The sequence below is a fragment of the Pararhodobacter sp. genome, assembly GCF_034676545.1.
Taxonomy (GTDB): Bacteria; Pseudomonadota; Alphaproteobacteria; order Rhodobacterales; family Rhodobacteraceae; genus Pararhodobacter.
Map to the genome: position 1 here is coordinate 2,390,462 of NZ_JAUCBZ010000015.1, position 26,058 is coordinate 2,416,519.

General features: G+C 64.4%; 21 protein-coding genes and 2 pseudogenes. 8 read left to right on the forward strand and 15 right to left on the reverse strand.

The features are described 5' to 3' along the window. Positions 1–19: 19 nt before the first annotated feature. On the reverse strand, positions 20–1,399 hold the full coding sequence (locus VDQ28_RS15250; RefSeq protein WP_323036741.1) for a DUF2927 domain-containing protein: 1,380 nt from the start codon (positions 1,397–1,399) through the stop codon (positions 20–22). Then, positions 1,396–2,400, reverse strand: a complete 1,005-nt coding sequence (gene dusA / locus VDQ28_RS15255) for a tRNA dihydrouridine(20/20a) synthase DusA (RefSeq protein WP_323036742.1) — start codon at positions 2,398–2,400, stop codon at positions 1,396–1,398. The genes VDQ28_RS15250 and dusA overlap by 4 nt, the downstream gene beginning before the upstream one ends. A 201-nt stretch (positions 2,401–2,601) precedes the next feature. Here dusA and VDQ28_RS15260 point away from each other — a divergent pair, with 201 nt between their 5' ends. Together VDQ28_RS15260 and hemE are read left to right on the forward strand one after the other, a co-directional pair. Continuing rightward, a complete protein-coding gene (locus tag VDQ28_RS15260) occupies positions 2,602–3,666 on the forward strand; it encodes a DUF4424 family protein (protein ID WP_323036743.1) in 1,065 nt (354 codons plus the stop codon). A gap of 94 nt (positions 3,667–3,760) precedes the next feature. After that, positions 3,761–4,816, forward strand: coding sequence for a uroporphyrinogen decarboxylase (gene hemE, locus VDQ28_RS15265; RefSeq protein WP_323036744.1), 1,056 nt, complete (start codon positions 3,761–3,763; stop codon positions 4,814–4,816). A gap of 47 nt (positions 4,817–4,863) precedes the next feature. On the opposite strand, the gene VDQ28_RS15270 is transcribed toward hemE, so the two are convergent. After that, positions 4,864–5,697 carry an MBL fold metallo-hydrolase gene (locus tag VDQ28_RS15270; protein WP_323036745.1) on the reverse strand — a complete coding sequence of 278 codons (834 nt, stop codon included), beginning with the start codon at positions 5,695–5,697 and terminating at the stop codon, positions 4,864–4,866. Positions 5,698–5,821: 124 nt separating this feature from the next. Between VDQ28_RS15270 and VDQ28_RS15275 the strand changes: the two genes are divergently transcribed. Then, complete coding sequence (locus VDQ28_RS15275; RefSeq protein WP_323036746.1) at positions 5,822–6,574, forward strand: hypothetical protein; 753 nt, start codon at positions 5,822–5,824, stop codon at positions 6,572–6,574. On the opposite strand, the gene VDQ28_RS15280 is transcribed toward VDQ28_RS15275, so the two are convergent. Then, on the reverse strand, positions 6,565–7,215 hold the full coding sequence (locus VDQ28_RS15280) for a lysoplasmalogenase (RefSeq protein WP_323036747.1): 651 nt from the start codon (positions 7,213–7,215) through the stop codon (positions 6,565–6,567). The two genes, VDQ28_RS15275 and VDQ28_RS15280, sit on opposite strands and share 10 nt — an antisense overlap. A gap of 59 nt (positions 7,216–7,274) precedes the next feature. Here VDQ28_RS15280 and VDQ28_RS15285 point away from each other — a divergent pair, with 59 nt between their 5' ends. From VDQ28_RS15285 to VDQ28_RS15295, 3 genes are all read left to right on the forward strand, one after another. Then, the gene (locus VDQ28_RS15285) at positions 7,275–8,345 is read left to right on the forward strand and encodes an FAD-dependent oxidoreductase (protein WP_323036748.1); all 1,071 of its coding nucleotides are present in this window, start codon (positions 7,275–7,277) and stop codon (positions 8,343–8,345) included. Then, positions 8,345–8,989: a DUF938 domain-containing protein gene (locus VDQ28_RS15290; RefSeq protein WP_323036749.1), complete on the forward strand. Its 645-nt coding sequence runs from the start codon at positions 8,345–8,347 to the stop codon at positions 8,987–8,989. Before VDQ28_RS15285 ends, VDQ28_RS15290 begins: the two co-directional genes overlap by 1 nt. 76 nt (positions 8,990–9,065) lie before the next feature. Continuing rightward, the gene (locus tag VDQ28_RS15295) at positions 9,066–9,401 is read left to right on the forward strand and encodes a carboxymuconolactone decarboxylase family protein (RefSeq protein WP_323036750.1); all 336 of its coding nucleotides are present in this window, start codon (positions 9,066–9,068) and stop codon (positions 9,399–9,401) included. Positions 9,402–9,474: 73 nt separating this feature from the next. Here VDQ28_RS15295 and VDQ28_RS15300 read toward each other — a convergent pair. From VDQ28_RS15300 to xdhA, 8 genes and pseudogenes are all read right to left on the reverse strand, one after another. Further along, positions 9,475–10,561, reverse strand: a pseudogene (locus tag VDQ28_RS15300) (BMP family ABC transporter substrate-binding protein). Positions 10,562–10,609: 48 nt separating this feature from the next. Further along, positions 10,610–11,543, reverse strand: a pseudogene (locus VDQ28_RS15305) (ABC transporter permease). Continuing rightward, entirely contained in the window at positions 11,543–12,640 is a 1,098-nt protein-coding gene (locus tag VDQ28_RS15310) for an ABC transporter permease (RefSeq protein ID WP_323036751.1), read from the reverse strand. The pseudogene VDQ28_RS15305 and the gene VDQ28_RS15310 overlap by 1 nt, the downstream one beginning before the upstream one ends. Then, on the reverse strand, positions 12,627–14,144 hold the full coding sequence (locus VDQ28_RS15315) for an ABC transporter ATP-binding protein (protein WP_323036752.1): 1,518 nt from the start codon (positions 14,142–14,144) through the stop codon (positions 12,627–12,629). The genes VDQ28_RS15310 and VDQ28_RS15315 overlap by 14 nt, the downstream gene beginning before the upstream one ends. Beyond that, entirely contained in the window at positions 14,144–14,821 is a 678-nt protein-coding gene (gene xdhC / locus VDQ28_RS15320; protein WP_416349393.1) for a xanthine dehydrogenase accessory protein XdhC, read from the reverse strand. The genes VDQ28_RS15315 and xdhC overlap by 1 nt, the downstream gene beginning before the upstream one ends. Positions 14,822–14,867: 46 nt before the next feature. Beyond that, positions 14,868–15,101: an XdhC family protein gene (locus tag VDQ28_RS22645; RefSeq protein WP_416349394.1), complete on the reverse strand. Its 234-nt coding sequence runs from the start codon at positions 15,099–15,101 to the stop codon at positions 14,868–14,870. Then, positions 15,094–17,457, reverse strand: coding sequence for a xanthine dehydrogenase molybdopterin binding subunit (xdhB, locus tag VDQ28_RS15325; protein WP_323036753.1), 2,364 nt, complete (start codon positions 17,455–17,457; stop codon positions 15,094–15,096). The genes VDQ28_RS22645 and xdhB overlap by 8 nt, the downstream gene beginning before the upstream one ends. Continuing rightward, the gene (gene xdhA, locus VDQ28_RS15330; protein ID WP_323036754.1) at positions 17,454–18,839 is read right to left on the reverse strand and encodes a xanthine dehydrogenase small subunit; all 1,386 of its coding nucleotides are present in this window, start codon (positions 18,837–18,839) and stop codon (positions 17,454–17,456) included. The genes xdhB and xdhA overlap by 4 nt, the downstream gene beginning before the upstream one ends. A gap of 217 nt (positions 18,840–19,056) precedes the next feature. Between xdhA and dnaE the strand changes: the two genes are divergently transcribed. Together dnaE and VDQ28_RS15340 are read left to right on the forward strand one after the other, a co-directional pair. Then, entirely contained in the window at positions 19,057–22,551 is a 3,495-nt protein-coding gene (gene dnaE, locus VDQ28_RS15335) for a DNA polymerase III subunit alpha (RefSeq protein ID WP_323036755.1), read from the forward strand. A 1-nt stretch (position 22,552) separates the two neighbouring features. Further along, positions 22,553–23,353 (forward strand): crotonase/enoyl-CoA hydratase family protein, encoded by an 801-nt coding sequence (locus tag VDQ28_RS15340; RefSeq protein ID WP_323036756.1) that lies wholly within the window; start codon positions 22,553–22,555, stop codon positions 23,351–23,353. 3 nt (positions 23,354–23,356) lie between these two features. Here VDQ28_RS15340 and hemF read toward each other — a convergent pair whose 3' ends face one another. The 3 genes from hemF to pth are packed head-to-tail and all read right to left on the reverse strand — an operon-like array spanning position 23,357 to position 26,027. Next, entirely contained in the window at positions 23,357–24,244 is an 888-nt protein-coding gene (hemF, locus tag VDQ28_RS15345; RefSeq protein WP_323036757.1) for an oxygen-dependent coproporphyrinogen oxidase, read from the reverse strand. Positions 24,245–24,270: 26 nt separating this feature from the next. Continuing rightward, positions 24,271–25,329, reverse strand: a complete 1,059-nt coding sequence (locus VDQ28_RS15350; protein WP_323036758.1) for a DUF2332 domain-containing protein — start codon at positions 25,327–25,329, stop codon at positions 24,271–24,273. After that, positions 25,326–26,027, reverse strand: a complete 702-nt coding sequence (pth, locus tag VDQ28_RS15355; RefSeq protein ID WP_323036759.1) for an aminoacyl-tRNA hydrolase — start codon at positions 26,025–26,027, stop codon at positions 25,326–25,328. The genes VDQ28_RS15350 and pth overlap by 4 nt, the downstream gene beginning before the upstream one ends. Positions 26,028–26,058: the final 31 nt, after the last annotated feature.

Below are 26,058 nucleotides of genomic sequence, written 5' to 3' on the forward strand. Positions count from 1 at the left end.
TGCCTCAAAAGTGCCGGGATCAGAGTTGCGCCAGACGCTGTGCGGCGCTGCCGATCCGGGCGATTTCGTCAAGCCGCGCGCGTGCGGCGTCGTCAGAGCCGAAGCCATACCGTGCAGCAGGAAGGGAGTCGAGCCTCAGGCGCTCGGCCTCGGCGGTGCGGCCCTGAAATCCGAGGGCCTCGGCGCGAATAAAGCCAAGCGACGCCAGAAAGGCCGCGTTTTCACTGCGTTCGGCGATGGGCATGGCGCGGGCGGTGAGGTCGAGCACCATGTCGGATTGCCCAGAGGCCAGTGCCTGCACCGCCAGATGCATGTCGATATGCGCCGCATGGACCTCGCCGCCCGGCGTGTTGCGGTAGATTTCGGCCGAGGTCAGCAGCGCCGACAAGGCAGCTTCGCCGTCGTCGCGCGGGGCCAGGCGGGCGCTCAACATGAGGCTGAGGGCGAGGCGGGTGTCGGTCCAGTTTTGCGCGCGCGCCAGCGACAAGGCCCGTGCCGCTCCGGCCCGACGCTCGGCGACGCCGCCGCTGGATGCCAGTGCCTGTTCGATGGCCTGTTGCCAGGCACGCGGCGTGATGCCGGCATTGCGGCCGGCGTGTTGGCGGCCGGCGGGGTTCAAGCGATTGAAAAGCGTCGGCAGGCGGGCGGTGACCTGGTCCCGGGTCATGCCGGGCTGCAATTCGGGCGCATACCAGACCCGCAGCAACAACATGTCGAACCCGGTCAAGGTGGTCTGGAAGTTGTCGTCATTGAAGACACTGTCGGTCAGGCGGAACAGGTCGTTCAACGGGCCGAGCGCCTGGCCGATTTCTTCGTGCAGGCAGTCGCGGATTTCCTGTGGCGTGGTGTCGGTCGGTACAAACACGGCGGCGCGTGTCCGGGTGACGACTTGGGTCCAGTCGATGGTCGGGCTGCGCCGATTGGCGACAAATTCGGACCATGTGCTGACGTTGGGCACGACGAAACAGGCGGCCGAGGGCACCACGGCCTGCATCTGGCGGCGTTGCATGAATTCGACGGTGATGGTGTTTTCACCCTCGGCGCTTTGCGCATCGCGCGCGATGTCGATCCCGGCCTCGCTACGCAAACGCGCGATCAGCCGGTCGAGGTCGGCCAGCGCCTGCACCGGTGCCGGCCCGCGCGTCACCACCCGAACCGGTCCGTCAAAGCGCGAAAATCGTTCTATGGTGCGGCCGCTTTCCATGGCAAAGCCCAATTCCAGAAAGTCGCGCACCATTTCGGCATTCGGGCGGCTGGCGGGAAGTGGCCGCGGCGTTCCCGGACGAAAGGCGGCAATCGGCGCCGTGGCGACGCCGCTTGCATCAAGCCGTTGCGCCTGCCCGACGGGGGCACAGGCGCTGAGCACGGCGAGGCCAAGGGCCAGAAATCCAGCTTTCATGCGGCGTACCTTTCTACCAGACCGTTCAACAGCCCGTCAAAATCATCCATCGTGCCATTGGGCATTTCCGACAAGGCACGCCGCCAGGCCCGCGCCCCGGGTTTGCCCGCGAACAGGCCCAGAATATGCCGCGTCGCCCCGATCAACCGGCCACCGCGCGCCAGATGCGCGGCAATCACCGGGCGCATGGCAAATGCCACATCGACCGGGTCGGCATCAGCGGTGGTTTGGCCGAAAATCCGGCGATCCGCGCTGGCCAGAATATCGACCGGCGCATGATAGGCGGCGCGGCCGACCATCACGCCCGCAAAGCCGCGCGCCAGCAAATCCTCGGCCTGATCCAACGTGGCGACGCCGCCGTTCACGCAAATCGTCAGGTCCGGGTAGGCCGTGATCATGCGCGCCGCCAGATCATAATCGAGCGGCGGCACCTCGCGGTTCTCCTTGGGCGAGAGACCCTGCAACCACGCTTTGCGCGCGTGGATGATGACCCGCGTGACACCCGCGGCGCGCGCGGCCTCAAGCAAGGCGGGCAGGGCGGTTTCCGGGTCCTGATCATCGACGCCCAGGCGACATTTCACGGTGATCTCGGCATCGGCCCCGGTGGCCGCGCGCATCGCCGACAGGCAGTCGCCCACCAGATCCGGGGTTTTCATCAAGACCGCGCCAAAGCAGCCCGATTGCACCCGATCCGACGGGCAACCGACGTTGAGATTGACCTCGGCATACCCCTCATCCGCGCCCATCCGCGCGGCCTGACCCAGTTCCACAGGGTCGGACCCGCCCAATTGCAGCGCGACGGGGTGCTCCACGGGATCAAAACGCAGCAGGTGGCGCGCGTTGCCCCGGACCAATGCGGCCGAGGTCACCATCTCGGTGTACAGCAGCGTGTGACGGCTCAGATGACGGTGAAATTGGCGGCAGGTCGAATCGGTCCAGTCCATCATCGGCGCGACCGAAAGGCGCCATGGCTCAACAGTCGAGGAAGAAGGCTGTGACATGCGGGGCACCTGACGCGGAGAAAGACCGTGACTCCGGATATAGCCCAGTGCTGCGCGCGCGTCCATAAAGCCCCGAAAAAGATCACGATCCAGCACGGTGCAAGCCGCGGTCTTGACCCGTGTCATGGCGCGCGCATGTGGCAGGGCGCAAAATTCAAGGGTTGGCGGCGGATCAGAGCCGACCAAATCGGAGGGTTCACCATGACCATTTCACCGGGTTTTTCGCTGATTTTCGCCGCGTGTCTGAGCGTTTTGACTTTGCCGATCAGTGCCGCGCGGGCCAATGATTCGGTTGCCGGGTTCGGCGTTGGCGGCCTGGAATTGCGCAGCACGGATGTCGTGCGCATGGCCCGCGAGAACTTGCGGATCACGCCGCATCTGATTGATGTGCGCTATGTGTTTCGCAATGAGACAGACCGCGATGTCACGTTGATCGTCGCGTTTCCCTTGCCGGCGGTGGGTGGCGACGGCTGGTTCGAGGGCTACGATCTGCCGCATTCCGGGCGCATGGATTACGTCGGCTTTCAAACGCAGGTCGATGGGGCCTCGGTGACGATGACGCCAGAGCACCGGATCACGCTGGACGGCAGGGATCGCACCGACGCGTTCGAGGCGATCGGTGTGCAGGCGGTCGCGGTGCACAATTGGGATATCTATGACCTGGCGCGGCGATCCTGGACTCCGGCACAGATCGAGGCGCTGACCGCCCAGGGATTCCTGAATGCGCAGGGCCGCCCGCGCTGGGAGATCCAGTCGACCTATTGGCGCGAGCAGCTGTTTCCGGCGCAAACCGATGTTGTCGTCGCGCACCGCTATGCGCCGGTGGCGGCCAGTTCGCTCGACTCGTGGTTCCCGGCAGATCAAGAGCCCGCCGTCATTCCCGACACGCTTGTCGATTTCTGGGACGAACATCGCGACCGGATCGCCGCCCAACGCGCGCAATATTGCCCCGAACCCCAGATCGAGGAGGCGATGCGCGCACAACTGGCGGGCGCGACGGGTCTGGTGGGGTATTCGACCTTTTTGTCCAGCGAGGTCGATTACATCCTGACAACCGGTGCAGGCTGGCGTGGGCCGATCGCGCAATTCACCCTGGTGGTCGAGGCCGAGGGCCCATGGGATTTCGTGTTCCTGTGCTTGCCGGGTCAGCAGCGCGTCAGTCACGGCTGGATCGAGTTTTCCGCGCAGAACTATGTGCCGACACAAGAGCTATCCGTCTATTTCGCGCGTGCGGTGGGCGAGGCCATTGACGCGGCGGGCAACTGAACAACGCGGCATCGGCGCGTGCTGCCCTCCGTTCGGCTTGACAACTGGGCGCGCCCGTCCCATCGACGGGCAACGCGAAAACAGGAGAACCACCGTGACCCAGACCGCCCAAGCCCCGAACGCCCCGACCAAAACGATCCTGCGGGCTTTGGCCGGTGAAAAACAGGCCGTGCCGCCGATCTGGATGATGCGGCAGGCGGGGCGCTACCTGCCCGAGTACAAGGCGACCCGTGCGCAGGCCGGCGATTTCCTGTCGCTGTGCTACACGCCGGAGTTGGCCGCCGAAGTGACCCTTCAGCCTTTGCGCCGGTTCCAGTTCGATGCGGCAATTCTGTTTGCGGATATTCTGCTGATCGGTCAGGCGCTTGGCGCGAAGCTGTGGTTTGCCGAGGGCGAAGGCCCGCGCATGAGCACGGTGACCAGCCGCGCGCAGGTCGCGGCCCTCAAACCCGCGCAAGATGTGCATGAGGTTCTGTCGCCGATCTACGAAACCCTGCGCATCCTGACCCGCGAGTTGCCGCGCGACACGACGTTGATCGGCTTTGCCGGCGCGCCCTGGACGGTTGCCACCTACATGACCGCCGGGCGCGGCACCAAGGATCAAGGCCCCGCGCACGCCTTCATGCAGGCGGATCGCGAAGGGTTCTCGATGCTGATCGACGCGCTGACCGACGCGACCATCGAATATCTCTCGGCGCAGATCAGCGCCGGGGCCGAGGTTGTGAAACTGTTCGACAGCTGGGCGGGCAGCCTCAAAGGCGCGGATTTCGACGATTTCGCCCTGCAACCCACGGCGACGATCATCGCCGCCCTCAAGGCGCGGCACCCGGGCATCCCGATCATCGCCTTCCCGCGCGAGGCGGGTGACCGCTACATCGGGTTCGCCAAGGCGACGGGTGCGGATTGCGTGGCGCTGGACAATTCGGTGAGTGCGGATTGGGCGGCGGCACATGTGCAGGTGGATGGCTGCGTGCAGGGCAATCTTGCGCCCAAATACATGGTCGAGGGCGGCGCGGAACTGGTCACCGAGACCAAGCGCATCGTCAAGACCTTCGGCAATGGCCCGCATATCTTCAACCTCGGCCACGGCATCACGCCAGACGCGAAGCCCGAGAATGTGTTGCGCATGATCGAGGCAGTGCGCGGCTGATGGCCGTGCGGGGGCATCCCGGTGATGCCCCCGGATGCGCTAGACGATCAAGGCCGCACAAGCCGATAGCCGGTGCCATCGCGAACGGCCTTGTGAAAGGCCGGGTGCAGGAAATGCCCGCCGGTGAACAGCGCGCCATCCGTGGCAACCTCGTCAAGGATGCGTTTGCGGGTGTTGCGCGCGGTGTCGGCGTCCAGATCGAACGCAATCGCGATATTGGGGTCGGCGGCCTGCAGCACGGGTGCATGGATGATGTCGCCGACATGGATCAATTGCTTTGCACCATTGTCCAACCGCCAGCCACCATGCCCCGGCGTGTGCCCCGCCAGCGGCAGGGTGGTCAGGCCCGGCGCGATCTCGGTCACGCCCGTGACCACGCGCAGCCGGTCGCCGTACGCCGCCAGAACCGCGCGCGCCAGACCGGCCCAATCGGGCAGCGGTGCGGGCAGTTTCTGGGTGCTGGCCTCATCGCCCCAAAAGGCCACCTCGGCCTCGGTCACCACCAGTTCGGCGTTCGGGAACACCGCGCGCCCCTGCGCGGTGATCATGCCCGCGATATGGTCGGGGTGCAGGTGGGTCGCGAACAGCGTATCGATATCGTCGGGCGCAACCTTGGCCTCGGCCAGTGCGTCGGGCAGAAATCCGCAGGTCGGACCGAAAAGATCGCGCGGTCCGGCATCACACAGGATCGTGCGGCCCGCGTTGCGAATCAGAACCGCGTTGAAATTGGTGGTGACCGCCGTGGCGTTCTGTTGTGCCAACAACTCGGAAATATGGTCCGGCGTGGTGCCGGGAAATAGCTCGGGTCCGAAATCCGTTGCACCATCGGTCAAGACGGTGACGGTCGCTGTGCCGATCGTGCGCGTGGCGGTGCGGGTCATGGTGGCTCCTTTGGGTAACGCGATTTCATGGGGCTACGCTAGCATGTCTGAGGCTGCTGGCAACGGATTGCGCACTTGCGGTTTGCCCGGCTCTGCCGTAATTCGCGAAATATGGAAAGAGACCTTGTCCCCGTTTTCGCCGCCCTCGCGCATCCTCAGCGGCTTGAGGTTGTTCGCCTGCTCATCCGCGCTCACCCGTGTCCGGTGCCCCGCCGGCGAGATTGGCGCCAGTCTCGCGATCAAACCCAGCACGCTGTCGGGGTATCTGGCGCAACTGACCGAGTCGGGCGTGATCCAACAGCAACGGCGCGGCACGTCACTGTTGTATACCATCGCTCTGGATGCGCTTGAGGCGTTGAACGCGGGGTGGATTGGTGATGTGTGCCGCGGGCGCGGGGTTCCCGATACCGGGGCGCCGGGGCCGCGGGTGCGCAATATCCTGTTTCTGGGCGCAAACAATGCCGGGCCGACGCTGTGTGCCGAGGCCTTGCTGCGCGCGTGCGCCGGGGAGCAATACGAAGTGTTTTCCGCCGGGCTGACGGGAACCGCGCCGCCGGATGCCGACTTGATGCAGCATTTGCAGGCGTTGGAGTGTGACACGGATTTGCTCTGGTCAAAACCGGTTGCCGACCTGATGGGCCCGGGTGCACCACGTCTGGATGTGGTGATCGCGGTGGGCAGCCGTGCCTGGCGTGACCTGCCGCGTTTCGAGGGCTGCCCGATTGTCGCCCACTGGCCGATGACGCCCGCCCTGTCGGCGCAGCCCCTTGCCGAAATGCTGGACGCGCGCCTGAAGCACTTTGCCGCGCTCGATCCCGTGACGACCCCGCGCGCCGCGCTGCAAGGCGCGTTGGACGGCGAATTGCGTCAGGCGTAAGAGCCCCACAAGATCAGCGCCTGACCGAGCCAGTACAAAGGCCAAAGCGCGCGCGCCGCGAACAGGCGCAGCGCCCGATCGCGCAGCACAAACAGGCGGATCGCAAGGATCAGGTCGGAGGCGACGAACAGCGCAACGCCGATTTGCGTGATCGCGCGACCCGGGGTTTCGGGCATGAGCGTTGCCGCCAAAGCCATCGCCCCGATAACCAGCGCATAACCGCGTACCGGCCAGGCCAGCCCTCCGGCCTTGGGTGCGATCCACAGCGCCGTCAGCAAGGTCAGCGCGGTCATCAGCGCCAGGGTCAACCAGAATGCCAGCGGCAAGACTGACACATCCACCGTGGAATTGCGCGCAAAAGCAACGGCATAGGCCAGATGCCCCAAGGCAAAGGCCGCCATACCGATCAGGAATGACGGCTTGCCGTCGCGCGACAGGGCATAGTCGCCCACCGACCCCAAGGCGAGGCCCGCGACAATCAGGCCCGGCGCGCCGGTGACCGCGCCCAACACCACCAGCGCGGCGGTGCTGGCGGTCTTGAACGCGCTGGCTTTTGGGTCCTGGCCGTCAATTCCTGCGTGTCTGACCCAGAATACGAGGGCTGAAAACGTTGCGAGGGCGGAAAGAAACAACAGGGTCACGCGGGTCTCCTTGTACTTGCGCGCATCCTCTGCCACCCTTCGCGAAAAGGCGAGGGCTGATGCTGGATTTCTTGATCATTGGCGGCGGAATCGCCGGGTTGTCGGCGGGGGCACGGGTCTCGGCCTTGGGCCGGGTGTTGGTGGTCGAGAGCGAGGCGAGCCTTGGCTATCACACGTCCGGACGCTCTGCGGCGCTGTATGAGGCGGATTACGGCGCGCCCGCCACGGTCGCGGTGGCGCGCGCCAGCGGGGCGGATCTCGAGGCGTTGGGGGTGATGAGCCCGCGCGGCTTCATGGTCGTCGGCCGGGCGCAGGATCGCGTGGCGTTCGACGCCGATGTTCAGGCGTTGCGGTTGGCGGTGATCCCCAAGGCCGAGGCGCTGGACCGGTTTCCCATCCTCGACCCCGAAGCGGTGGCCTTGGCCGCCTATACCGACAGCGCCAAGAACATCGACACCGATCTGTTGATGCAAACCTACGCGCGCATGATCCGCGCCAATGGCGGCGAGATCCGCACCAAGGCGCCGGTGCAGGCAATGGAGCGCGTGGCCGGGGGCTGGCGGGCAACGCTCAAGGGCGAAACGCTGACTGCGCGCCGCGTCATCAATGCGGCGGGCGCCTGGGCGGATGGCGTGGCGCGGATGGCCGGGATCGCGCCGATTGGCATCACGCCCTACCGTCGCTCGATTGCGCAAATCCCGCCGCCCGGTGGGCGCGATGTCTCGGGTTGGCCGATGGTGATTGGCGCGGGTGAAACCTGGTATGCCAAGCCCGAGGCGGGCAAATTGCTGATCTCGCCGGCCGAGGAGGACCCAATGGAGCCGCATGACGCTTATAGCGATGACATGGTGCTGGCCGAAGGGTTGGCGCGCTATGAAGAGATGATGATCGAGCCGGTCATCCGGGTTGAAACCTCGTGGGCGGGGTTGCGCAGTTTTGCGCCTGACCGAACCCTGGTTCTTGGCCCCGATCCGCGCGACCCCGGCTTTGTCTGGTGCGCCGGGCAGGGCGGGCAGGGGTTCCTGTCGGCTCCCGGCGCGGCGCGGGTTTTGGCGGAAACGCTGGGTGGTCCGGCCTCAGGGCTGTCGGCCGCGGTGGTTCAGGCACTCTCGCCCGCGCGGTTCCGGTGATGAGGAACCTGACCCTGCCAGATAGCAGCGCGCCGCGTGAGGGCGCGCGCCGCCACGCCCCCTCGGCGGCGCGCAATCTGGCACCGATTCTGGCGGTGTTGCAGCGCGTGTTGCCCGAATCCGGGCGCGCCTTGGAACTTGCCAGCGGCACCGGGCAGCATATCGCCGAATTTGCGCGCCGGTTTCCGGGGCTGGGGTGGCAGCCCAGCGACGCGAACCCAGAGGCGTTGGCGTCGATCATGGCCTGGGTCGAGGGCATTGCGAACGTCGCCGCCCCCATCCGGCTGGACGCGTGCACGCCCGGCTGGGCGCGCAAGTTCGAGGTGTGGAACGCCATGTGCCTGACCAATCTCTTGCACCTGATCTCCACCGCCGAGGCTTTGGTCTTGTTGCAAGAGGTCCCCAAGGCGCTGGCCGACGGCGGTGTGTTCTGCCTCTATGGTCCGTTTCGGCAAGGTGGCGTTCTGGTCTCGGAGGGCGACGCGCGCTTTGACGCCAGCCTGCGCGCCCAAGACCCCGACATCGGTTACAAGGAGATCGAGTGGGTTCAGGGCGTGCTGTGTGATGCGGGCCTGGAGGTGGTCGATCTTGTCGCGATGCCCGCCAACAACCTGATGCTGATCACCCGCCGCGCGCCACGCTGACTTGACCCATATCAAGGCCGCTCGCGGCTGGCTGTGCGATCTGTCGCGAGAACAGACATTCGAGAAAGGGAATATCATGGATCCTCGGGCAGAGCTGGAGCGCACCAAAGACCGGTCGCGCGCGCTTATCAAGGCCGTCAACGCGCCGATGAAAGCGTTTGGGCAACTTGGGGCGGCGGTCAAGGCCGCGGAGGCAATCAGCGTCAAGGAAAAGGAATATGTGGCGATCGGGATCGCCGTGGTTCAGGGCTGTGACGATTGCGTCGGCTACCATGCGGATCTGCTGCAAAAGCTGGGCTGCACGCGCGAGGAATTCTGCGATGTGCTGGCGATGGCGATCCAGATGGGTGGTGGCCCGGTGGTGATGAACGCCGGGCGCGCGCTGGAAATCTGGGACGGGTTGGCGGCGTAAGGCCCCGACGACCAGAGACAAAAAAGGGCGGCCCGAGCCTTCGGACCGCCCCGTTTCACGACTGTGGCAAAGATCAGTTCGGGATATCGCCGGTCATGCCCTCAACATAGAAGCTCATGCCCAACAAATCGCCATCGGGCGCGGTTTCACCCTCGGCCAACCAAGGCGTGCCGTCCTGACGGTTGATCGGGCCCGTGAACGGGTGGAACGAGCCATCCGAAATGGCGGCAATCATCGCATTGGCTTCGGCCTGTACGTCGGCGGGGATGCGGTCGCTGAATGGGGACAGCACGACTTCGCCGTCGCCGATACCCAGCCAGACGTTTTCAGCCGCCCAGGTGCCGTCAAGCCGCGCCTGAATGCGGCTGATGTAATAGGGTGCCCAGTTGTCTTCGATGGCGGTCAGGTGCACGTCGGGCGCAAAGGACGACATGTCCGACGCCTGACCAAAGGCCAGCGCGCCATGCTGCTGCGCGACGGTCAGTGGCGCGGTCGAGTCGGTGTGCTGCATGATGATGTCGGCGCCTTGCTCGATCAGGGCCTCGGCGGCGGCGGCCTCTTGTGCCGGGTCGAACCACGAGAAGGCCCAGACGACGCGGAATTGCACATCCGGGTTGGCCGCGCGCGCTGCAAGATAGGCGGCGTTGATGCCCATGATCACTTCGGGGATCGGGAAGGACGCAATATAGCCGATCACGTTCGATTCGGTCATGCGGCCCGCGATATGGCCGATGACGGCGCGGCCTTCATAGAAGCGCGCGTTATACAACGAGACGTTCGGGGCCTCTTGCAGATAGCCGGTTGCGTGCTCGAAGGCGATATCGGGGAAGCGTTGCGCAACGGCGTTGATCTCGGGGCCGTAGCCGAACGAGGTGGCGAAGATCATGTCAACGCCGGACAGCGCCATCTGCGTCATGACGCGGCCCGAAATCCGCCCCCTCGGGGACGCTTTCGACAAAAACGGTCTCGATGGCATCGCCAAAATGCTCTTGCGCGGCCTGGCGGGCCACGTCATGCGCGGTGGTCCAGCCAAAGTCACCGACCGGGCCGACATAGATGAAGCCGACTTTCATCGGGTCTTGTGCCAAAGCGGCGGTGCCCAGCGTTGCGGCAAGGCCAAAGGCCATGGCCGACGAGGCCAGAAGGGTTCTACGTTTCATGGATACACTCCCTAGTGTGACGGGCATTCGCCCTTGGTTACGGCCGGTTTACCCGGCGGCGTGGAACGATCGGCCCAGAGATCCCGGAGCCGACAGTGAACTGCGTCCTCGAATTCGATGACATGACAACGAGAACCAGGATAGTGATCAAATACGGGGACATTGATAGATATTCTACCGGGATACGGAAGCCCGCCGCTTGCAAATTCAACTGCAAGACCATGATTCCGCCGAACAGATACGCCCCGGCCAGAACGCGCCACGGCCGCCATGAGGCAAACACCACCAGCGCCAGCGCGATCCAGCCCGCACCGGCCGTCATGCCCTCGGTCCATTGCGGCACCCGCACAAGGCTGAGATACGCGCCGCCCAGACCTGCACAGGCGCCGCCGAACATGATCGCCAGAATGCGCACGCGCTTGACCTTGTAGCCCAAGGCATGGGCGCTGTCGTGGTTTTCACCCACCGCGCGCAACACCCGGCCACCGCGTGTCTTGTTCAGCCAATACCACGTCGCGGCCACCAGCAGCAGCGAGATGTAAACCAGAATGTCATGGCCAAAGACCATGCGACCGACCACCGGCAGGTCGCTGAGAAAGCCGAAGTCGATCTTTGGCGTGCGGGGCGGCACGACCCCGACATAGCTTTGCCCGACCAGCGCCGACAGTCCCAGGCCGAACAACGTCAGCGCCAGACCCGAGGCGACCTGATTGGCCATCAGGATCTGCGTGAGCACCGCAAAGATCAGCGACACCAGCGCCCCCGCGACAACCGCCGCCACCATCCCCAGATACGGGTTTTGCGTGATGATTGTCGCGGCGAATCCAGAGACCGCGCCGACGATCATCATGCCCTCGACACCAAGGTTCAGAACGCCCGATTTCTCGACCACCAGTTCGCCGAGCGCCGCCAACAGGATCGGCGTTGCCGCAACCATCAGCGAGGCGATCAGCACGACAGGGTTGATTGAGGAAAGGTCCATCACACGGCCTCCTTGCTGCGGTTGCCAAAGTCCAACCGGATGCGATAATTCGACAGGACATCGAGGGCGAGCAGGAAGAACAACAACATGCCCTGGAACACCTGGATCGCCGAGGACGGCAAATTCAGCATGAATTGCGCCAACTCACCGCCGATATAGGTCAGCGCCAGAAGCAACCCCGCCAACACGATGCCCACCGGGTGCAAACGACCCAGAAACGCAACGATGATCGCGGTGAATCCATAGCCCGAGTTGAAATCGATGGTGATCAGCCGCGCCGGGCCCGCGACCTCGAACATGCCGGCCAGCCCGGCCATGCCACCCGAGATTCCCATGCACAGCAGCACCAGTCGGGATGGCGCAACGCCTGCGAATTTGGCGGCGCGCGGTGCTTGCCCGGCCAGTTGCACATGAAAGCCAAGGATGTGGCGTTGCAGCAAGACATAGGCAAACAGCACCGCAATCAGCGCCGTGACCCCGCCCCAATGCAGGCCGGTGTTGGCGAACAATTCCTGGTTCGAGGCGGCGGCATAGTTGAAGATGTTGCGCGATCCGGGAAAGCCCGAGCCCTCAGGGTTTCGCATGAACCCGGTCGCGGCGGCGGCCAGCAGCTTTTCGGCCACATAGACCAGCAGCAGCGACACAAGGATTTCGTTGGTGTTGAAGCGCGTTTTCAGAATCGCCGGGATCATCGCCCAGGCCCATCCGCCCAGAGCCCCCGCGATGATCATCAAGGGAAAGACGATCCACAGCTCCGCCGGGTAGAAATACAGCGCCGTCGCGGTCGCGCACAGCGCGCCGATGATGTATTGCCCCTCGGCGCCGATATTCCAGATCCCCGCGCGAAAGCCGATCGACAGACCCACGGCGATCAGGATCAAGGGCCCGGCCTTGACCAGCAGTTGCGGGCGCGAATAGGCGGCGAATTGTTCCGAGAACAGCGGATCCCAGAAAATCAGCTTGATCGCCTCGAACGGGTTCTTGCCCAGTGCGAGGAACAGGAGTCCGCCAGCGATCATCGTCAGGAAAACCGCCACGACCGGCGTGGCGTAATTCCATGCCTGCGAGGGCATCGGGCGTTTCTCAAGCCGCAACATTGCTGTCTCCTTCCGCTCCGCCCAACATCAGGCCGATCTGGTCCATGGTCAGCCCTTGCACCGGGCGCGGCGCGCTCAGTTTCCCGGCGTTCAGCGCGGCAAATTGATCCGCGACTTCGAGGAGTTCATCAAGGTCCTGGCTGATCACGACCACCGCAGCCCCGGCTTGCGCCAGATCCAGCAACGCCTGCCGGATCGCCGCCGCCGCCGAGGCATCAACCCCCCAGGTCGGCTGGTTCACCACCAGCACCGACGGGCGCTGCAGGATCTCGCGGCCAATGACGAATTTCTGCAAATTGCCGCCCGACAAGGCGCGTGCGACGACATGCGGACCGGGGGTGCGGACGTCGAACCGTTCGATCACCTGCTCGGCAAAACCGCGCGCCTTGCCCCAGTTGACGAACCCGCGACGGACCAGCTTTTCGCGCCAGGCCCCGGTGAGCAACGCGTTTTCCGTCAGGCTCATATCGGGGGCGGCGGCGTGTCCAAGCCGTTCTTCGGGGGCGCACAACAGCCCCAGCGCGCGCCGGGCGGTCGGGCCGAAGTGGCCGACGGGTTCTCCGGCCATGCGGATCGCGTCGCGGTCAGAGCGCACCTCGCCCGAGAGCGCCGACAGCAGTTCATCCTGCCCGTTGCCCGCGACCCCGCCGATGCCCAGCACTTCGCCCGCGCGCACCGTCATGGTGATGTTTTTCAACGATGTGCCAAAGGCCGATTGCGGCGCCAGCGACAGGTTGGTCAGTTGCAGCAGCGTTTCACCGGGATCGACCGCATCGCGAGACGGTTGATGCAGCACTTGCCCGACCATCATCTCGGCCAGCGAGCGTGCGCTTTCTTCACGCGGGTCGGCCCGGCCCACAACCTTGCCAAGCCGCAACACCGTGGCGTTTTCGCACAGCGACCTGATTTCTTCGAGTTTATGCGAAATATACAGGATGGATTTCCCCTCGGACCGCAACTGGCGCAGGGTCTTGAACAGGATATCCACCTCCTGCGGCGTCAGCACCGAGGTCGGCTCGTCCATGATCAGCAGTTGCGGGTTTTGCAGCAAGCAGCGGATGATCTCGACGCGCTGGCGCTCGCCCGCTGACAGGTCGCCCACCATGCGACCCGGGTCCAGCGGCAGGCCATAATTCTGCGAGACCTCGGTGATGCGCGCCGCCAATTCGCGGATGGGCGGCGGGTTGTCCATGCCCAAGGCGACATTCTCGGCCACATCCATCGCGTCGAACAGGCTGAAATGCTGGAACACCATCGCCACCCCCGTGGCGCGGGCTTGAGGCGGCGCGCCCGGCGCATAAGGCTGGCCCCGCCAGAGCATCTGCCCTGAGTTGGGCCGCACCAGCCCGTAGATCGCCTTGACCAGTGTCGATTTTCCCGCGCCATTCTCGCCGAGCAGGGCATGGACTTCGCCCTCGCCGATATCAAAGCTTACATTGCTGTTGGCGACAACGCCGGGGTAGGCTTTGGTCAGGTTCTGGATGGATAACAAGGGTTGGTTCATCAAACGATCTCCCTGAGGCGGGCGGTGCCGGGCTGCGACAGGATCACTGCGGCGACGGAAATGGCAATGGCCTGCGGGTGTTTTCCCAGCGCCGGGTCACCAATCGGGCAGTCTATGCGGTCGATATCGGCGGGCGCGTGGCCCAACCCTCGCAATCGGTTGCGAAACCGCGCCCATTTCGAGGCCGAGCCGATCAACCCGCAGCGGGCAAAGCCCTGCACAAGGCTGCGGTGGCACAGGTCGAGATCAAGCGCGTGCGAGTAGGTCAGGATCAGATGTTCGGCGGTTTTCGGGGCCTCGGCCATCAGCGGTGCCGGGTTCTCGGCAATGCGCATCGTCACGCCGTCGGGGATGGTGTCGGGGAAGCGGTTGCGCGCCGTGTCGATCCAGGTGATCGACAGATCAGGCAAGGGGGCCAGCGTGGCGACAATCGCGCGCCCGACATGGCCCGCGCCCCACACCCAGAGCGCGCGGGTCGGTGGCGCGACGGGCTCCGCCAGCCAGCCCTGCACAAACCGCGTGCCGGTGATCCCTTCATTGCGGGCCGCTTTCAGCGCGCGGCGCAAGGCCAAGGGCATCTCGGGCGCGGCATCGCGGGCGAGGGGGCGCAGGAACAGACCGTCATGGGGAATGGTCGCCAATGTGTCGGCGTCGATGGGTTCATAGGCCAAGGTCACGGCACCGCCGCAACATTGGCCAAGATTGGGGCCAAGCGCGATACGGTCAACCTGCGCCGCCCCCCCCTTGCAGCAAGGCGCGCGCTTTCAGGCTCGCCTCGTATTCCAACGTGCCGCCGCCGATGGTGCCGGACTGGCCGCCCGCGTCGCTGACATCGGCCCAGACCAGCATCGCTGCGCCCGCCTCGCGCGGGGATGAGCCTTGATGCGCGCAGATCACCACGCGCACCACGCAGCCATGCGCCTTGACGGCGGCCTCCAGGGCGGCGCGGTCAAACATGGCCGCCCCGCTGGCGATCGACAGCGGCCAGCAAACGCTCGGGCGTGGCGGGGGCGTCGAGGTTGGCATAAAGCGACCCATCGCCACAGGCCGCCACGGCATCCGACAACGCCAGAAACACCGAATTGCCGTGCATGAAGGGCGGCTCGCCCACGGCCTTGGATTTGTGGATCGTGTCCTCGGGGTTTTCGGCCCCCCAAAGGGCCACGTTGAACACCCGCGGGCGGTCGCCACAGGCCGGAATCTTGTAGGTCGAGGGCGCGTGGGTGCGCAAACGGCCCTTGCCGTCCCAGACCAGTTCCTCGGTGGTCAGCCAACCGGCACCCTGCACAAAGCCGCCCTCGATCTGGCCAATATCCAGCGCCGGGTTCAGGCTGTTGCCGCAGTCGTGCAAGATATCGGTGCGCAAGATCCGCGATTCGCCGGTCAAGGTGTCAAGAACCACCTCGGACACGGCGGCCCCATAGGCGAAATACAGAAATGGCCGCCCGTCGCCTTTGATCCGGTCCCAGGCGAGTTTGGGCGTCGCATAGAACCCGGTCGAGGACAGGCTGACGCGCGCTGTATAGGCAAGGGTGGCGACCTCGGCAAAGCTGTAATCGGCGTCCTTGACAGTCACCCGCCCCTCGGCAAACCGCACAGCGTCGGCGGTGGTCTGGTGCAACTCGGCCAGAAAATCCGCCATCCGGTCGCGGATCGTGTCGCTGGCGGCCTTGACCGCCATGCCGTTCAGGTCAGACCCCGAGGAGGCCGCCGTCGCCGAGGTGTTGGGCACTTTGGCGGTGTCGGTGGCGGTGATCTTGATCGCCTCCAACCCCACGCCGAAACTCGATGCTGCCACCTGCGCGAGTTTCTGGAACAGGCCCTGACCCATTTCCGTGCCGCCGTGGTTCAGATGAATCGAGCCGTCCTGATAGACATGCACCAACGCCCCCGCCTGATTGAGGTGGGTCAGCGTGAAACTGATGCCGAATTTCACCGGGGTCAGCGCGAGACCCTTTTTCAAGATCGGGTTCTCGGCGTTCCAGTCGTCCACCGCGGCGCGTCGGGCGGCGTAACCGGCGCTTTCGGCCAGCCGGTCGGTCAGGTCATGCAGGATGAAATCCTCGACCACCTGGCCATAAGGCGTGGTCTGCGGGCCGCTGTCTGTCGGTGCCTTGGGGCTATGCGCGCCGCCAAACCGTTTGGCCGTTCCGGCACCGCTTTTCGCCGGCGTGGTGGCGCGGTAATAATTCGCGCGGCGTACCGCCAGCGGATCAAGGCCCAAGGTATGCGCGATATGATCCATCACCCGCTCGATGCCCAGCATCCCCTGCGGACCACCAAACCCGCGAAATGCCGTGGCCGAGCACATATTGGTGCGCAAACGGTGGCTCTCGATGCGCACATTGGGCAGGAAATACGCGTTATCCGCGTGCAACATCGCCCGATCGGCAACCGGCAAGGTCAGGTCCATCGACCAGCCCGCGCGGGTATAGTGAAGGAACTCGATCCCCTCGATCCGACCCTCGGGATCGACGCCCACGCGGTAATCAATGCGGAAATCATGGCGTTTGCCGGTGATCACCATATCGTCGTCGCGGTCATAGCGCATCTTGCACGGCTTGCCGGTCCGTTTCGCGGCCAGAGCACAGGCGACCGCCAGATGATTGCCCTGACTTTCCTTGCCGCCAAAGCCGCCGCCCATGCGCCGCGTTTCCACCCGAACCGCGTGCATCGGCGCGCCGATTGCCTCGGCGACCTTGTGCTGAATTTCGGTCGGGTGCTGGGTGGAGCTGATCACATGCATGTCGCCGCCCTCTTGCGGGAGCACCAGCGCGGCTTGCCCTTCGAGGTAGAAATGCTCCTGGCCGCCCATTTCGAGGCGTCCTTCGATCTGCTGCGCCGCACGCTTGATTGCCGCGTCGGCATCACCGCGTGCCCAGATGCGCGGGCCGTCCTCGAACCGGCTGTCGGCGGCCATCGCATCCTCGATGGTCAGGATCGCCGGTTTTTCCTCATAGCTGACCTTGCCCAGACGCGCGGCTTTTCGCGCCGCCAGATGCGAGGTGGCGACCACCAGATACACGGGCTGGCCAACGTAATGCACCTCGCCCTGTGCCAACAATGGCTCGTCATGGTTCGACGGGCTGCAATCGGCGTCACCGATATCCTCGGCGATCAGCACCGCGACCACGCCGGGGGCGGCGCGCACGGCGCTCAGGTCCAGCGCGGTGATCGTGCCATGCGCGATCTCCGACAGTCCAAACGCCAGATGCAGCGTGCCCGAGGGTGTGGGAATGTCATCGACATAGCGCGCCTCGCCGGTCACATGCAGGGGTGCGGCATCATGGGGCAGGGATTTGTGAACGCTCATGCCTCAACCTCCAGAACGCGAGTCTCGAACCCCTGATCCTCAAGGATATAGCGCACCAGCAGATTGCGCGCGCTGGTCATGCGGTACTCTGCCGAGGCGCGCATATCCGACATCGGCGTGAAATCCTGGGCAAAGGCGGGCAGGGCGGCTTGCACCGTGTCTTGCGTCCAGGGCTTGCCCAGCAAGGCGGCCTCGACAGCGCTGGCGCGTTTGGGGGTGCCGGCCATGCCGCCAAAGGCAATGCGGGCATCGGTCACGGTGCCGTCCGTGACGGTGATGTTGAAACAACCGCAGAGCGCCGAGATATCCTGATCGAACCGCTTGGAAATCTTGTAGCATTTCAGCCGGTCGGGCTGGCGCGGGATGCTGACCGCCTCGACAAATTCACCCGGCGCGCGGTCTTGCTTGCCGTAGTCGATGAAGAAATCCTCGATCGGGAGGGAGCGCCGCGTGTCGCCCTTGCGCAGATGCAAGGTTGCCCCCAGCGCGATCAACGCCGGAGGGCCATCGCCGATCGGCGAACCATTGGCGATGTTGCCGCCCAAGGTCGCCGCCGCCCGCACCTGAGCCGAGCCGTAACGGCGGATCATTTCGGCGAAATCCGGGTGATAGGGGGCGATGGCGGGCATGATTTCGGCCAAAGTCGCCACCGCGCCGATGCGGATTTCGGTGTCAGAGACGGTGATGCCGCGCAGATCCTCAACGCCGGAGATGAAGGCGACTTTATCGAGGTCGCGCAGCTGTTTGGTGACCCAAAGCCCGACATCGGTGGCGCCGGCGATCAAGCGCCCATCTGGATTGGCGGCATACCATGTCGCCAGATCATCGGCGCTGCGCGGGAGGCTGACGTCAGAATTTTTGAGTATTTTTGGCAAGATGAATTCGGGGGAGGTCTGGTCTTTCAACCACGCGGGAACCGGGGCGGACTCGGCGGCTTCGGCGGCGCGGATGATCGGGGCGTAGCCGGTGCAGCGGCACAGATTGCCTGCCAGATGCGTGTCGTGATCGGTTTCGCCGTTCAGGTGTCCGACGGCCATCGACACCACAAAGCCCGGCGTACAAAAGCCGCACTGGCTGCCGTGATGCTCGACCATCGCTTGCTGAACGGGGTGGAGCGCGCCGTCAAGGTCGCGCAAGCCTTCGACAGTGCGCACCGCCTTGCCCTGAAGCTGCGGCAGAAACAGGATGCAGGCATTCAAGGCGCGCGTGCCGTTCTGGTCGGAAACCATCACGGTACAGGCGCCGCAGTCGCCCTCATTGCAGCCTTCCTTGGTGCCTTTCAGGCCCTGATCCTCGCGCAGCCAGTCGAGCAGGGTGCGCGTTGGCGGCTGATCTGCGACCTCTATGGCCGATCCGTTGAGAACAAAGCTAATCTCGGTCATGCGTCGATCCGCCGCTATCTCGCTTACAGTGATGAGGCTCTGCGCCCGATGCGGCGTAAGGCGTGCAGAGTTTTCCTTGATATCCCGACCTTGAGTGAACAACTCTGACTGCGTTCACGCAAGCAAGAACTTTGGACTGCGTGGATAAGCATTTTCAACGATATGTTGAAGATAGGATCTCTCTTGCGTCCATGCGCCCGACGGATACTCTGGGCCAATGTCAGATCCCCGATTCATTCACCTGCGCGTCCATACCGAGTATTCCTTGCTGGAAGGCGCGCTGCCGTTGAAGCAGCTGGTCAAGCTGTGTGAAGCGCGAAAAATGCCCGCCGTGGCCGTGACCGACAGCAATGCGCTGTTTTCGGCGCTGGAGTTTTCGGTGTTGGCCAAAGGGGCCGGGGTTCAGCCCATTGTCGGCTGTCAGATCGACGTGATGTTGCCGCCAGAGCAGGTCGGTGACAAGCCGCGCGCCGCCGCGCCGCTGGTTCTGCTGGCGCAAGATGAGGCCGGGTATGAAAATCTGATGAAGCTCAATTCGTGCCTGTATTTGCGCACGGACGGTCAGTTGCCCCATGTCACGCCACAGGATCTGGCCCAACATGCCGAGGGGCTGATCTGCTTGACCGGCGGGCCCGATGGCGTCGTCGGGCGCTTGATCCGCGACGGGTTGACCACGCGCGCGCAGGCCTTGATGCAAAGTTTGGCCGCGGTGTTTCCCGGCCGTCTTTATGTGGAACTTCAACGGCATCCCGGCGAGGGGGGCGCGCTGACCGAGGCGGAGCGGGCGACTGAACGCCCGTTTGTCGAGATGGCCTATGCGATGGACCTGCCCTTGGTCGCCACCAATGACGTGCATTTCCCGGATGCCAAGATGTATGAGGCGCATGATGCGCTGTTGTGCATCAAGGATGGCGCTTATGTGGATCAGCAAGCGCCCCGCAGACGCCTGACGCCGCAGCATTATTTGAAAACACCCGAGGAAATGGCGGCGCTGTTTGCCGATCTGCCCGAGGCCCTGGAAAATACCGTCGAGATTGCGCGCCGTTGCGCCTTTGCCGCCTATAAACGCGACCCCATTTTGCCCAAATTCGCCGATGACGAGGTGCAGGAGTTGCGCCGTCAAGCGAACGCAGGGCTGCAGGATCTGCTCAAGGTCATTCCCCACGCCGTGACGCCCGAAAAATACCAAGAGCGGCTGGATTTCGAACTGGGCATCATCGAGAAAATGGGCTTTCCGGGCTATTTCCTGATCGTTGCCGACTTTATCAAATGGGGCAAGGAGCAGGGGATTCCCGTGGGGCCGGGGCGGGGGTCGGGCGCGGGCTCGTTGGTGGCCTATGCCCTGACCATCACCGACCTTGATCCGCTGCGCTATGCGCTGCTGTTCGAGCGTTTCCTGAACCCCGAACGCGTCTCGATGCCGGACTTTGACATCGACTTTTGCATGGACCGCCGAGAGGAGGTGATCCGCTATGTGCAAGACAAATACGGCCGCGACAAGGTCGGGCAGATCATCACCTTTGGCGCGCTGCTGTCGAAAGCGGCGGTGCGCGATGTCGGGCGCGTGTTGCAGATGTCCTATGGGCAGGTCGACAAACTGTCAAAAATGATCCCGGTCGAAGGCGTGAAGCCGGTCTCGATCACCAAGGCGCTGGCCGATGAGCCGCGGCTGCGCGAGGCGGCGAAGGAAGAGGTTGTCGCGCGGCTTCTGGACTATGCCGAAAAGGTTGAGGGGCTGTTGCGCAATGCCTCGACCCACGCGGCGGGCGTGGTGATTGGCGACCGACCTCTGGATGAATTGGTGCCGCTCTACCGCGATCCACGCTCGGATATGCCCGCCACGCAGTTCAACATGAAGTGGGTCGAGGCGGCGGGTCTGGTCAAGTTCGACTTTCTGGGTTTGAAAACCCTGACCGTGATCCAGAATGCGATCGACCTGATCCATACTTCGGGCCGCGACCTGCATATCGCGCCGGATGGCCGGCAGATTTACGCGCCGGCTGTGGGGGCTGAGGGGCAGATCAACTTGATCCCGCTCGATGATGCGCCGACCTACAAGCTCTATGCGTCGGCGCGCACGGTGGCGGTGTTCCAGGTGGAAAGCTCGGGCATGATGGATGCGCTGCGGCGCATGAAGCCGACCTGCATCGAGGATATCGTCGCGTTGGTGGCGCTCTATCGTCCCGGCCCGATGGAGAACATTCCCACCTATTGCGAGGTGAAGAACGGGTTGAAACCCATTGAATCCATTCACCCTTCCATTGATCATATCCTCGAGGAAACCCAAGGCATCATCGTTTATCAGGAACAGGTGATGCAGATCGCGCAGGTGATGGGCGGGTATTCTCTGGGCGGGGCTGATCTGTTGCGCCGGGCGATGGGCAAGAAGATCGCCGAGGAGATGGCCAAGGAGCGCCCGAAGTTCATCAAAGGCGCGACCGAAAATGGCGTCACTGACAAGAAAGCCGGAGAAGTCTTTGATCTACTAGAGAAATTTGCGAATTACGGATTCAACAAGTCACACGCCGCCGCCTATGCCGTGGTCAGCTATCAAACCGCGTGGTTGAAGGCCAATCATCCGGTCGAATTCATGGCCGCGGTGATGAACTGCGACATCCATCTCACTGATAAGCTTGCAATTTACAAGCGGGAGGTGGATCGCATGGGGATCGACGTGGTCGCCCCTTGCGTCAACCGCTCGCTGGCCACGTTCAGCGTCGCCGAGGGCAAGGTCGTCTATGCCTTGGGCGCGCTGAAAAACGTCGGCGTCGAGGCCATGCGCCTGATTGTCGAGGCGCGCGGCGACACGCCGTTCCGCGACCTGACCGATTTTGCGCAACGCGCCGATATGAAACGGATCGGCAAGCGGTCGCTAGAAATGCTGGCGCGGGCGGGAGCGTTCGATGCGCTGGAGAAAAGCCGCAAGCGGGTGTTCGAGAGCCTCGATGCGCTGACGGCCTATTCCGCCGCCTCGCATGAGGCCGCCACGTCGGGGCAACATTCTCTGTTTGCGGGCGGCGATGACTTGCCGCCGCCACGCCTTGCGCCCAGGGGCGATTGGCTGCCGATGGACCGCCTGTCGGCCGAGCATCAGGCGATTGGCTTCTATCTGTCGGGGCATCCGCTGGACGACTATGCCGGTGCCCTCAAGCGCAAGGACGTGCTGACATTGGCCGAGGTCACGAAACGCGCTCAGGGCGGGTCCTTTGTGGCGCGGATTGCGGGGTCGGTCTCGTCGCGGCAAGAGCGCAAGTCGGCGCGCGGCAATCGCTTTGCCTTTGTGCAATTGTCGGACACGACAGGGCTGTACGAAGTCACCATGTTTTCGGACACGCTGGAAACGGCGCGCCAACACCTTGAGACAGGCATGAACGTTGTGCTGACCGTCGAGGCGACAATGGAGGCGGATACGCTGAAGCTTCTGGCGCGTGCGGCGCAGGCGATTGATGACGTGGTCGCGGATGCCGGAGCATCCGGATTGCGCATCCGGTTGGAAGGGCCACAGGCTTTGCCGGAGATCCATGAGATCCTTGAGCGCAATCCACCCAACAAAGCGCCGCGCAAGTCATTGGGTCCGTTGCTGTTTTGTGTGCCGGACCCGGAGACAGGCGGCGAGATCGAGGTTGATATCGGCCGCGAGATCCCGGTGACTCCCATGGTCAAGGCGATGATGCGGGGTGTCGAGGGGGTCTTGGCCGTCGAGGAGGTTTGAGATGATCACTGTTGAAACTCAAGGCCGTGTTCGGGTCGTCACCTTGTCGCGCCCCGAGGCGCGCAATGCGGTCAATCCGGCCTTGGCGCGGGCACTCTATGGGGCGATGCTGGCGTTTGACATCGACGCCGATGTGGATGTCGCGGTGCTGACCGGGGCCGAAGGGACGTTTTGCGCAGGGTTCGACCTGAAGTCAGCCTCGCAGGGGGATGGGATCGAGTGGATCAAAGGTCTGACAATTCCGGAGACCTGGACGGACCCGATCACCGACCCGCGGCAGGGCCCAATGGGCCCGTCACGGCTGATGCTGTCAAAGCCGGTGATTGCGGCGATTGAAGGCTCTGCGGTGGCGGGTGGCATGGAGCTGGCCTTATGGTCTGACATTCGGATCATGGCCGAAGACGCACAGTTCGGCGTGTTTTGTCGCCGCTGGGGCGTGCCACTGATCGACGGCGGCACGGTGCGCTTGCCGCAGGTTGTCGGGCAGGGCCGTGCCAATGACCTTATCCTGACCGGGCGCGCGGTGAACGCCGTCGAGGCCGCGGCCATTGGTCTTGCAGACCGGGTGACGCCCAAAGGGGGGGCCTTGACGGCAGCGCTCCAGATGGCCGAGGGGCTGACCCGCTTTCCGCAAGGCTGCATGCGCGCCGATTTTCTGTCAGCGCGCGGTGATCCAGCGGCATTGGCGGCGGCGCTCAGGCGCGAATGGGCCAGTGCCGGGATGGCGCTGGCTGAGGGTGTTCAGGGCGCGACCCGGTTTGCTGAAGGCCATGGGCGCGGCGGGCGTTTTGACGATCTGTAGGGCCTAGACCCATTTTGCCAGCGGCGGCAGGCTCATCAACACGGCGTTGGCGTCATGCCCGGTTTCCAGCCCGAATTTTGTGCCCCGGTCATAGACCAGGTTGTATTCGGCATAGAGGCCCCGGTGGATCAGTTGCGCGTCTTTGTCGGCCTCGGTCCAGGGCGTGTCGCGGCGCTTTTCGCAGAGCGGTGTGAAGGCGGGCAAGAACGCGTCGCCGACGGCCTTGGTAAAGGCAAAATCCTTGTCCCAGCTGTCCGCCTCGGGGCCGCCGGAATTCAGATCGTCATAGAAAATACCGCCCACCCCGCGCGCGCGACCGCGGTGCGGAACGAAGAAATACTCATCCGCCCAGGCTTTGAATCGGTCGTAATAGGCCAGATTGTGCGCGTCACAAGCGCGCCGCATCTCGGCGTGGAAATGCGCGGTGTCCTCGGGATATTCAAGGCAGGGGTTGAGGTCCGCGCCGCCGCCAAACCACCAGGCGCCGGGGGTCCAGAACATGCGCGTGTTCATGTGGACGGCGGGGCAATGCGGGTTGTTCATATGCGCGACAAGACTGATGCCCGAGGCCCAGAACCGGGGATCATCGGCCATGCCGGGCACCCCGCGCGCGGCCATCGCCGCTTGCGCGCGCTCGCCCAGCGTGCCGTGCACGGCCGACCAGTTGACGCCGACCTTCTCGAACAAGCGCCCGCCGCGCATCACCGACATGAGGCCGCCGCCGCCACGGCCCTCGTCGCGGGTGGTGGGTGTGACCTCGAAACGTCCGGCGGGGGCGTCGGACGCGGTGCTGTCCTCCAGCGCCTCGAAGCGGGCGACAATGGTGTCGCGCAGGCTGTGAAACCACGCCGAGGCGGTGTCCTTGCGGGTCTCGAAATCGGTCTGGGTCATGCGGGCCTCGCGGTGTTTGGCAACAGTTAGACTGGATTGACGGCCAAGGAAAGTGGTGGAACGCCGCGCCAATCCACCCAGCGACCGTGGAAATCGGCGCGGCCCAGATCGAGGGTCAGATCTTCGGGCCACAGGCGCAGGGTCAGGGCCGCGCCGGGTTTCTGGCCGTCGCTTTCATAGGAAAACCACGCCAGCGGGGCCTTTGGCGTGGCCTTTGCGCCTGCCGCTTCGATCAACGCACACCCCCGGTCCTGGCTTTCTTTGGGGAAATACTGCCAGGCAATCGTGGTCCAGATGAAATGCACCTGACCGGGATGCGGGGCCAGGCGCGGTTCCAGCCAGTCGATCGCGTCGGCCTTGTCAGGCCGTGGAGGCGTGGCGGCGATGGCGGCTGCGGTGAGAGTTTGGCGGTGCACCTGATCGGGCCAAAGATAGGACATCAACCGCAAACGGTGCGCGGGGTCCGCGGCATCCAGTGGATTGAGGTCAACGCCCGCGCGCTGTGCCACTTGCACCGGCGCGTTCGGCGGGGTCGGGCCGGTCCAGTTCGGGGTCAATGTCAGAATCGGCGCGTGTGGTCCGATGGTGGCGGTCGGCAGGGCCAACGCATAGCGATCCCAGTTCAGGTTCAGCCCGGCACTGGCGCCCAATTCGCTGAACACAAAAGGCAGTTTGTAATGCGCGGCAAGGCTGTGCCCGACCGCAATGAGCGCGGCAGACCGGCGCACTTCGTTGGTTTGCGGCGCGCTGTCGAGGGTTGCACCAAGATCGGCGGCGTGTTGCTGGATCGCGTGCGCCACGGCGCACCAAAGGGCGTCGTCATCCACGTCTTGCGGGGGGTAAACCGCGCGCAGCCCGGCATCGCCACGCAGCACCAGACTGTGCAACGCCCCGGCCAGCCGCAATGGCACCGAGTGGCCCGAGGCCGACAGATCGCCCGGCCAATCAAAGAGGCGGCGGGTCAGGGCGCAAGTCGGTTCCAGGCGATCACCCAAGAGCGTACAGAGCCGGGCCATGAAGGGCGACCCCAGATACTCGCAAGCCTGGGCCTGATCCCGAAACGCGGTCCGTAGGCGGTCGGTCATCGGAACCTGTCCGCGAGCTTTTGCAGCGCCGTTCTGCTGTCGGGCGCTTGTGGATCGGGCGCGCTGGGGGCGTGAGGCGCTTCTTTGGTGGTGGGCGCAGGCTTTTCGGCCGCGCGCCCGGCATTGCGCGCCGGAGCGACGCGGGCGGCGACGGCATTCTGGAACCGCCCGCCGTCGCCCGTCGCCAAAAACACCGCGCCTTCGGAAATGCCGCGCAGCAGATCGTCCAGCCATTCGGCGTCGGCCTTGGCGAAATCATGCAGCACAAACCCTGCCACCGCGTCCTTGTGGCCGGGATGCCCGATCCCCAGCCGCACCCGCGCAAACTCGGCGCCGATATGCTGGATCATCGAGCGCAACCCATTGTGGCCCGCGTGCCCTCCGCCCTGTTTCAGCCGCAGCTTGCCGGGCGCGAGGTCAAGCTCATCATGCAGCACGATCACATCCGCCGCCTCGAGCTTGAGATAGCGCATCGCCTCACCGACCGCCTGACCGGACAGGTTCATGAAAGTCTGGGGCTTGAGCAGGATCACCCGCTCGGACCCGAGCCGCCCCTCTGACACCTCGCCTTGAAACCGGGCCTTCCACGGCGAGAACCCATGATCTTCGGCAATGCGGTCCAGCGCCATGAACCCGATGTTATGGCGGTTCTGCGCATATTTCGCGCCGGGATTTCCAAGGCCAACAATGAGTTTCATGGTGCTGGTTTTATGCCGGGTCTGCGCGGCT

Bases quoted from the DNA above. Each gene is read 5' to 3' on its own strand.
- VDQ28_RS15285 (WP_323036748.1), top strand. From the start codon at position 7,275: ATGCTGGATTTCTTGATCATTGGCGGCGGAATCGCCGGGTTGTCGGCG.
- dusA (WP_323036742.1), bottom strand. From the start codon at position 2,400: ATGTCACAGCCTTCTTCCTCGACTGTTGAGCCATGGCGCCTTTCGGTC.
- VDQ28_RS15310 (WP_323036751.1), bottom strand. From the start codon at position 12,640: ATGTTGCGGCTTGAGAAACGCCCGATGCCCTCGCAGGCATGGAATTAC.
- VDQ28_RS15315 (WP_323036752.1), bottom strand. From the start codon at position 14,144: ATGAACCAACCCTTGTTATCCATCCAGAACCTGACCAAAGCCTACCCC.
- VDQ28_RS15295 (WP_323036750.1), top strand. From the start codon at position 9,066: ATGGATCCTCGGGCAGAGCTGGAGCGCACCAAAGACCGGTCGCGCGCG.
- VDQ28_RS15350 (WP_323036758.1), bottom strand. From the start codon at position 25,329: ATGACCGACCGCCTACGGACCGCGTTTCGGGATCAGGCCCAGGCTTGC.
- VDQ28_RS15250 (WP_323036741.1), bottom strand. From the start codon at position 1,399: ATGAAAGCTGGATTTCTGGCCCTTGGCCTCGCCGTGCTCAGCGCCTGT.
- VDQ28_RS15270 (WP_323036745.1), bottom strand. From the start codon at position 5,697: ATGACCCGCACCGCCACGCGCACGATCGGCACAGCGACCGTCACCGTC.
- dnaE (WP_323036755.1), top strand. From the start codon at position 19,057: ATGTCAGATCCCCGATTCATTCACCTGCGCGTCCATACCGAGTATTCC.
- hemF (WP_323036757.1), bottom strand. From the start codon at position 24,244: ATGACCCAGACCGATTTCGAGACCCGCAAGGACACCGCCTCGGCGTGG.
- VDQ28_RS15260 (WP_323036743.1), top strand. From the start codon at position 2,602: ATGACCATTTCACCGGGTTTTTCGCTGATTTTCGCCGCGTGTCTGAGC.
- VDQ28_RS15290 (WP_323036749.1), top strand. From the start codon at position 8,345: ATGAGGAACCTGACCCTGCCAGATAGCAGCGCGCCGCGTGAGGGCGCG.
- VDQ28_RS22645 (WP_416349394.1), bottom strand. From the start codon at position 15,101: ATGTTTGACCGCGCCGCCCTGGAGGCCGCCGTCAAGGCGCATGGCTGC.
- VDQ28_RS15340 (WP_323036756.1), top strand. From the start codon at position 22,553: ATGATCACTGTTGAAACTCAAGGCCGTGTTCGGGTCGTCACCTTGTCG.
- pth (WP_323036759.1), bottom strand. From the start codon at position 26,027: ATGAAACTCATTGTTGGCCTTGGAAATCCCGGCGCGAAATATGCGCAG.
- xdhB (WP_323036753.1), bottom strand. From the start codon at position 17,457: ATGAGCGTTCACAAATCCCTGCCCCATGATGCCGCACCCCTGCATGTG.
- xdhA (WP_323036754.1), bottom strand. From the start codon at position 18,839: ATGACCGAGATTAGCTTTGTTCTCAACGGATCGGCCATAGAGGTCGCA.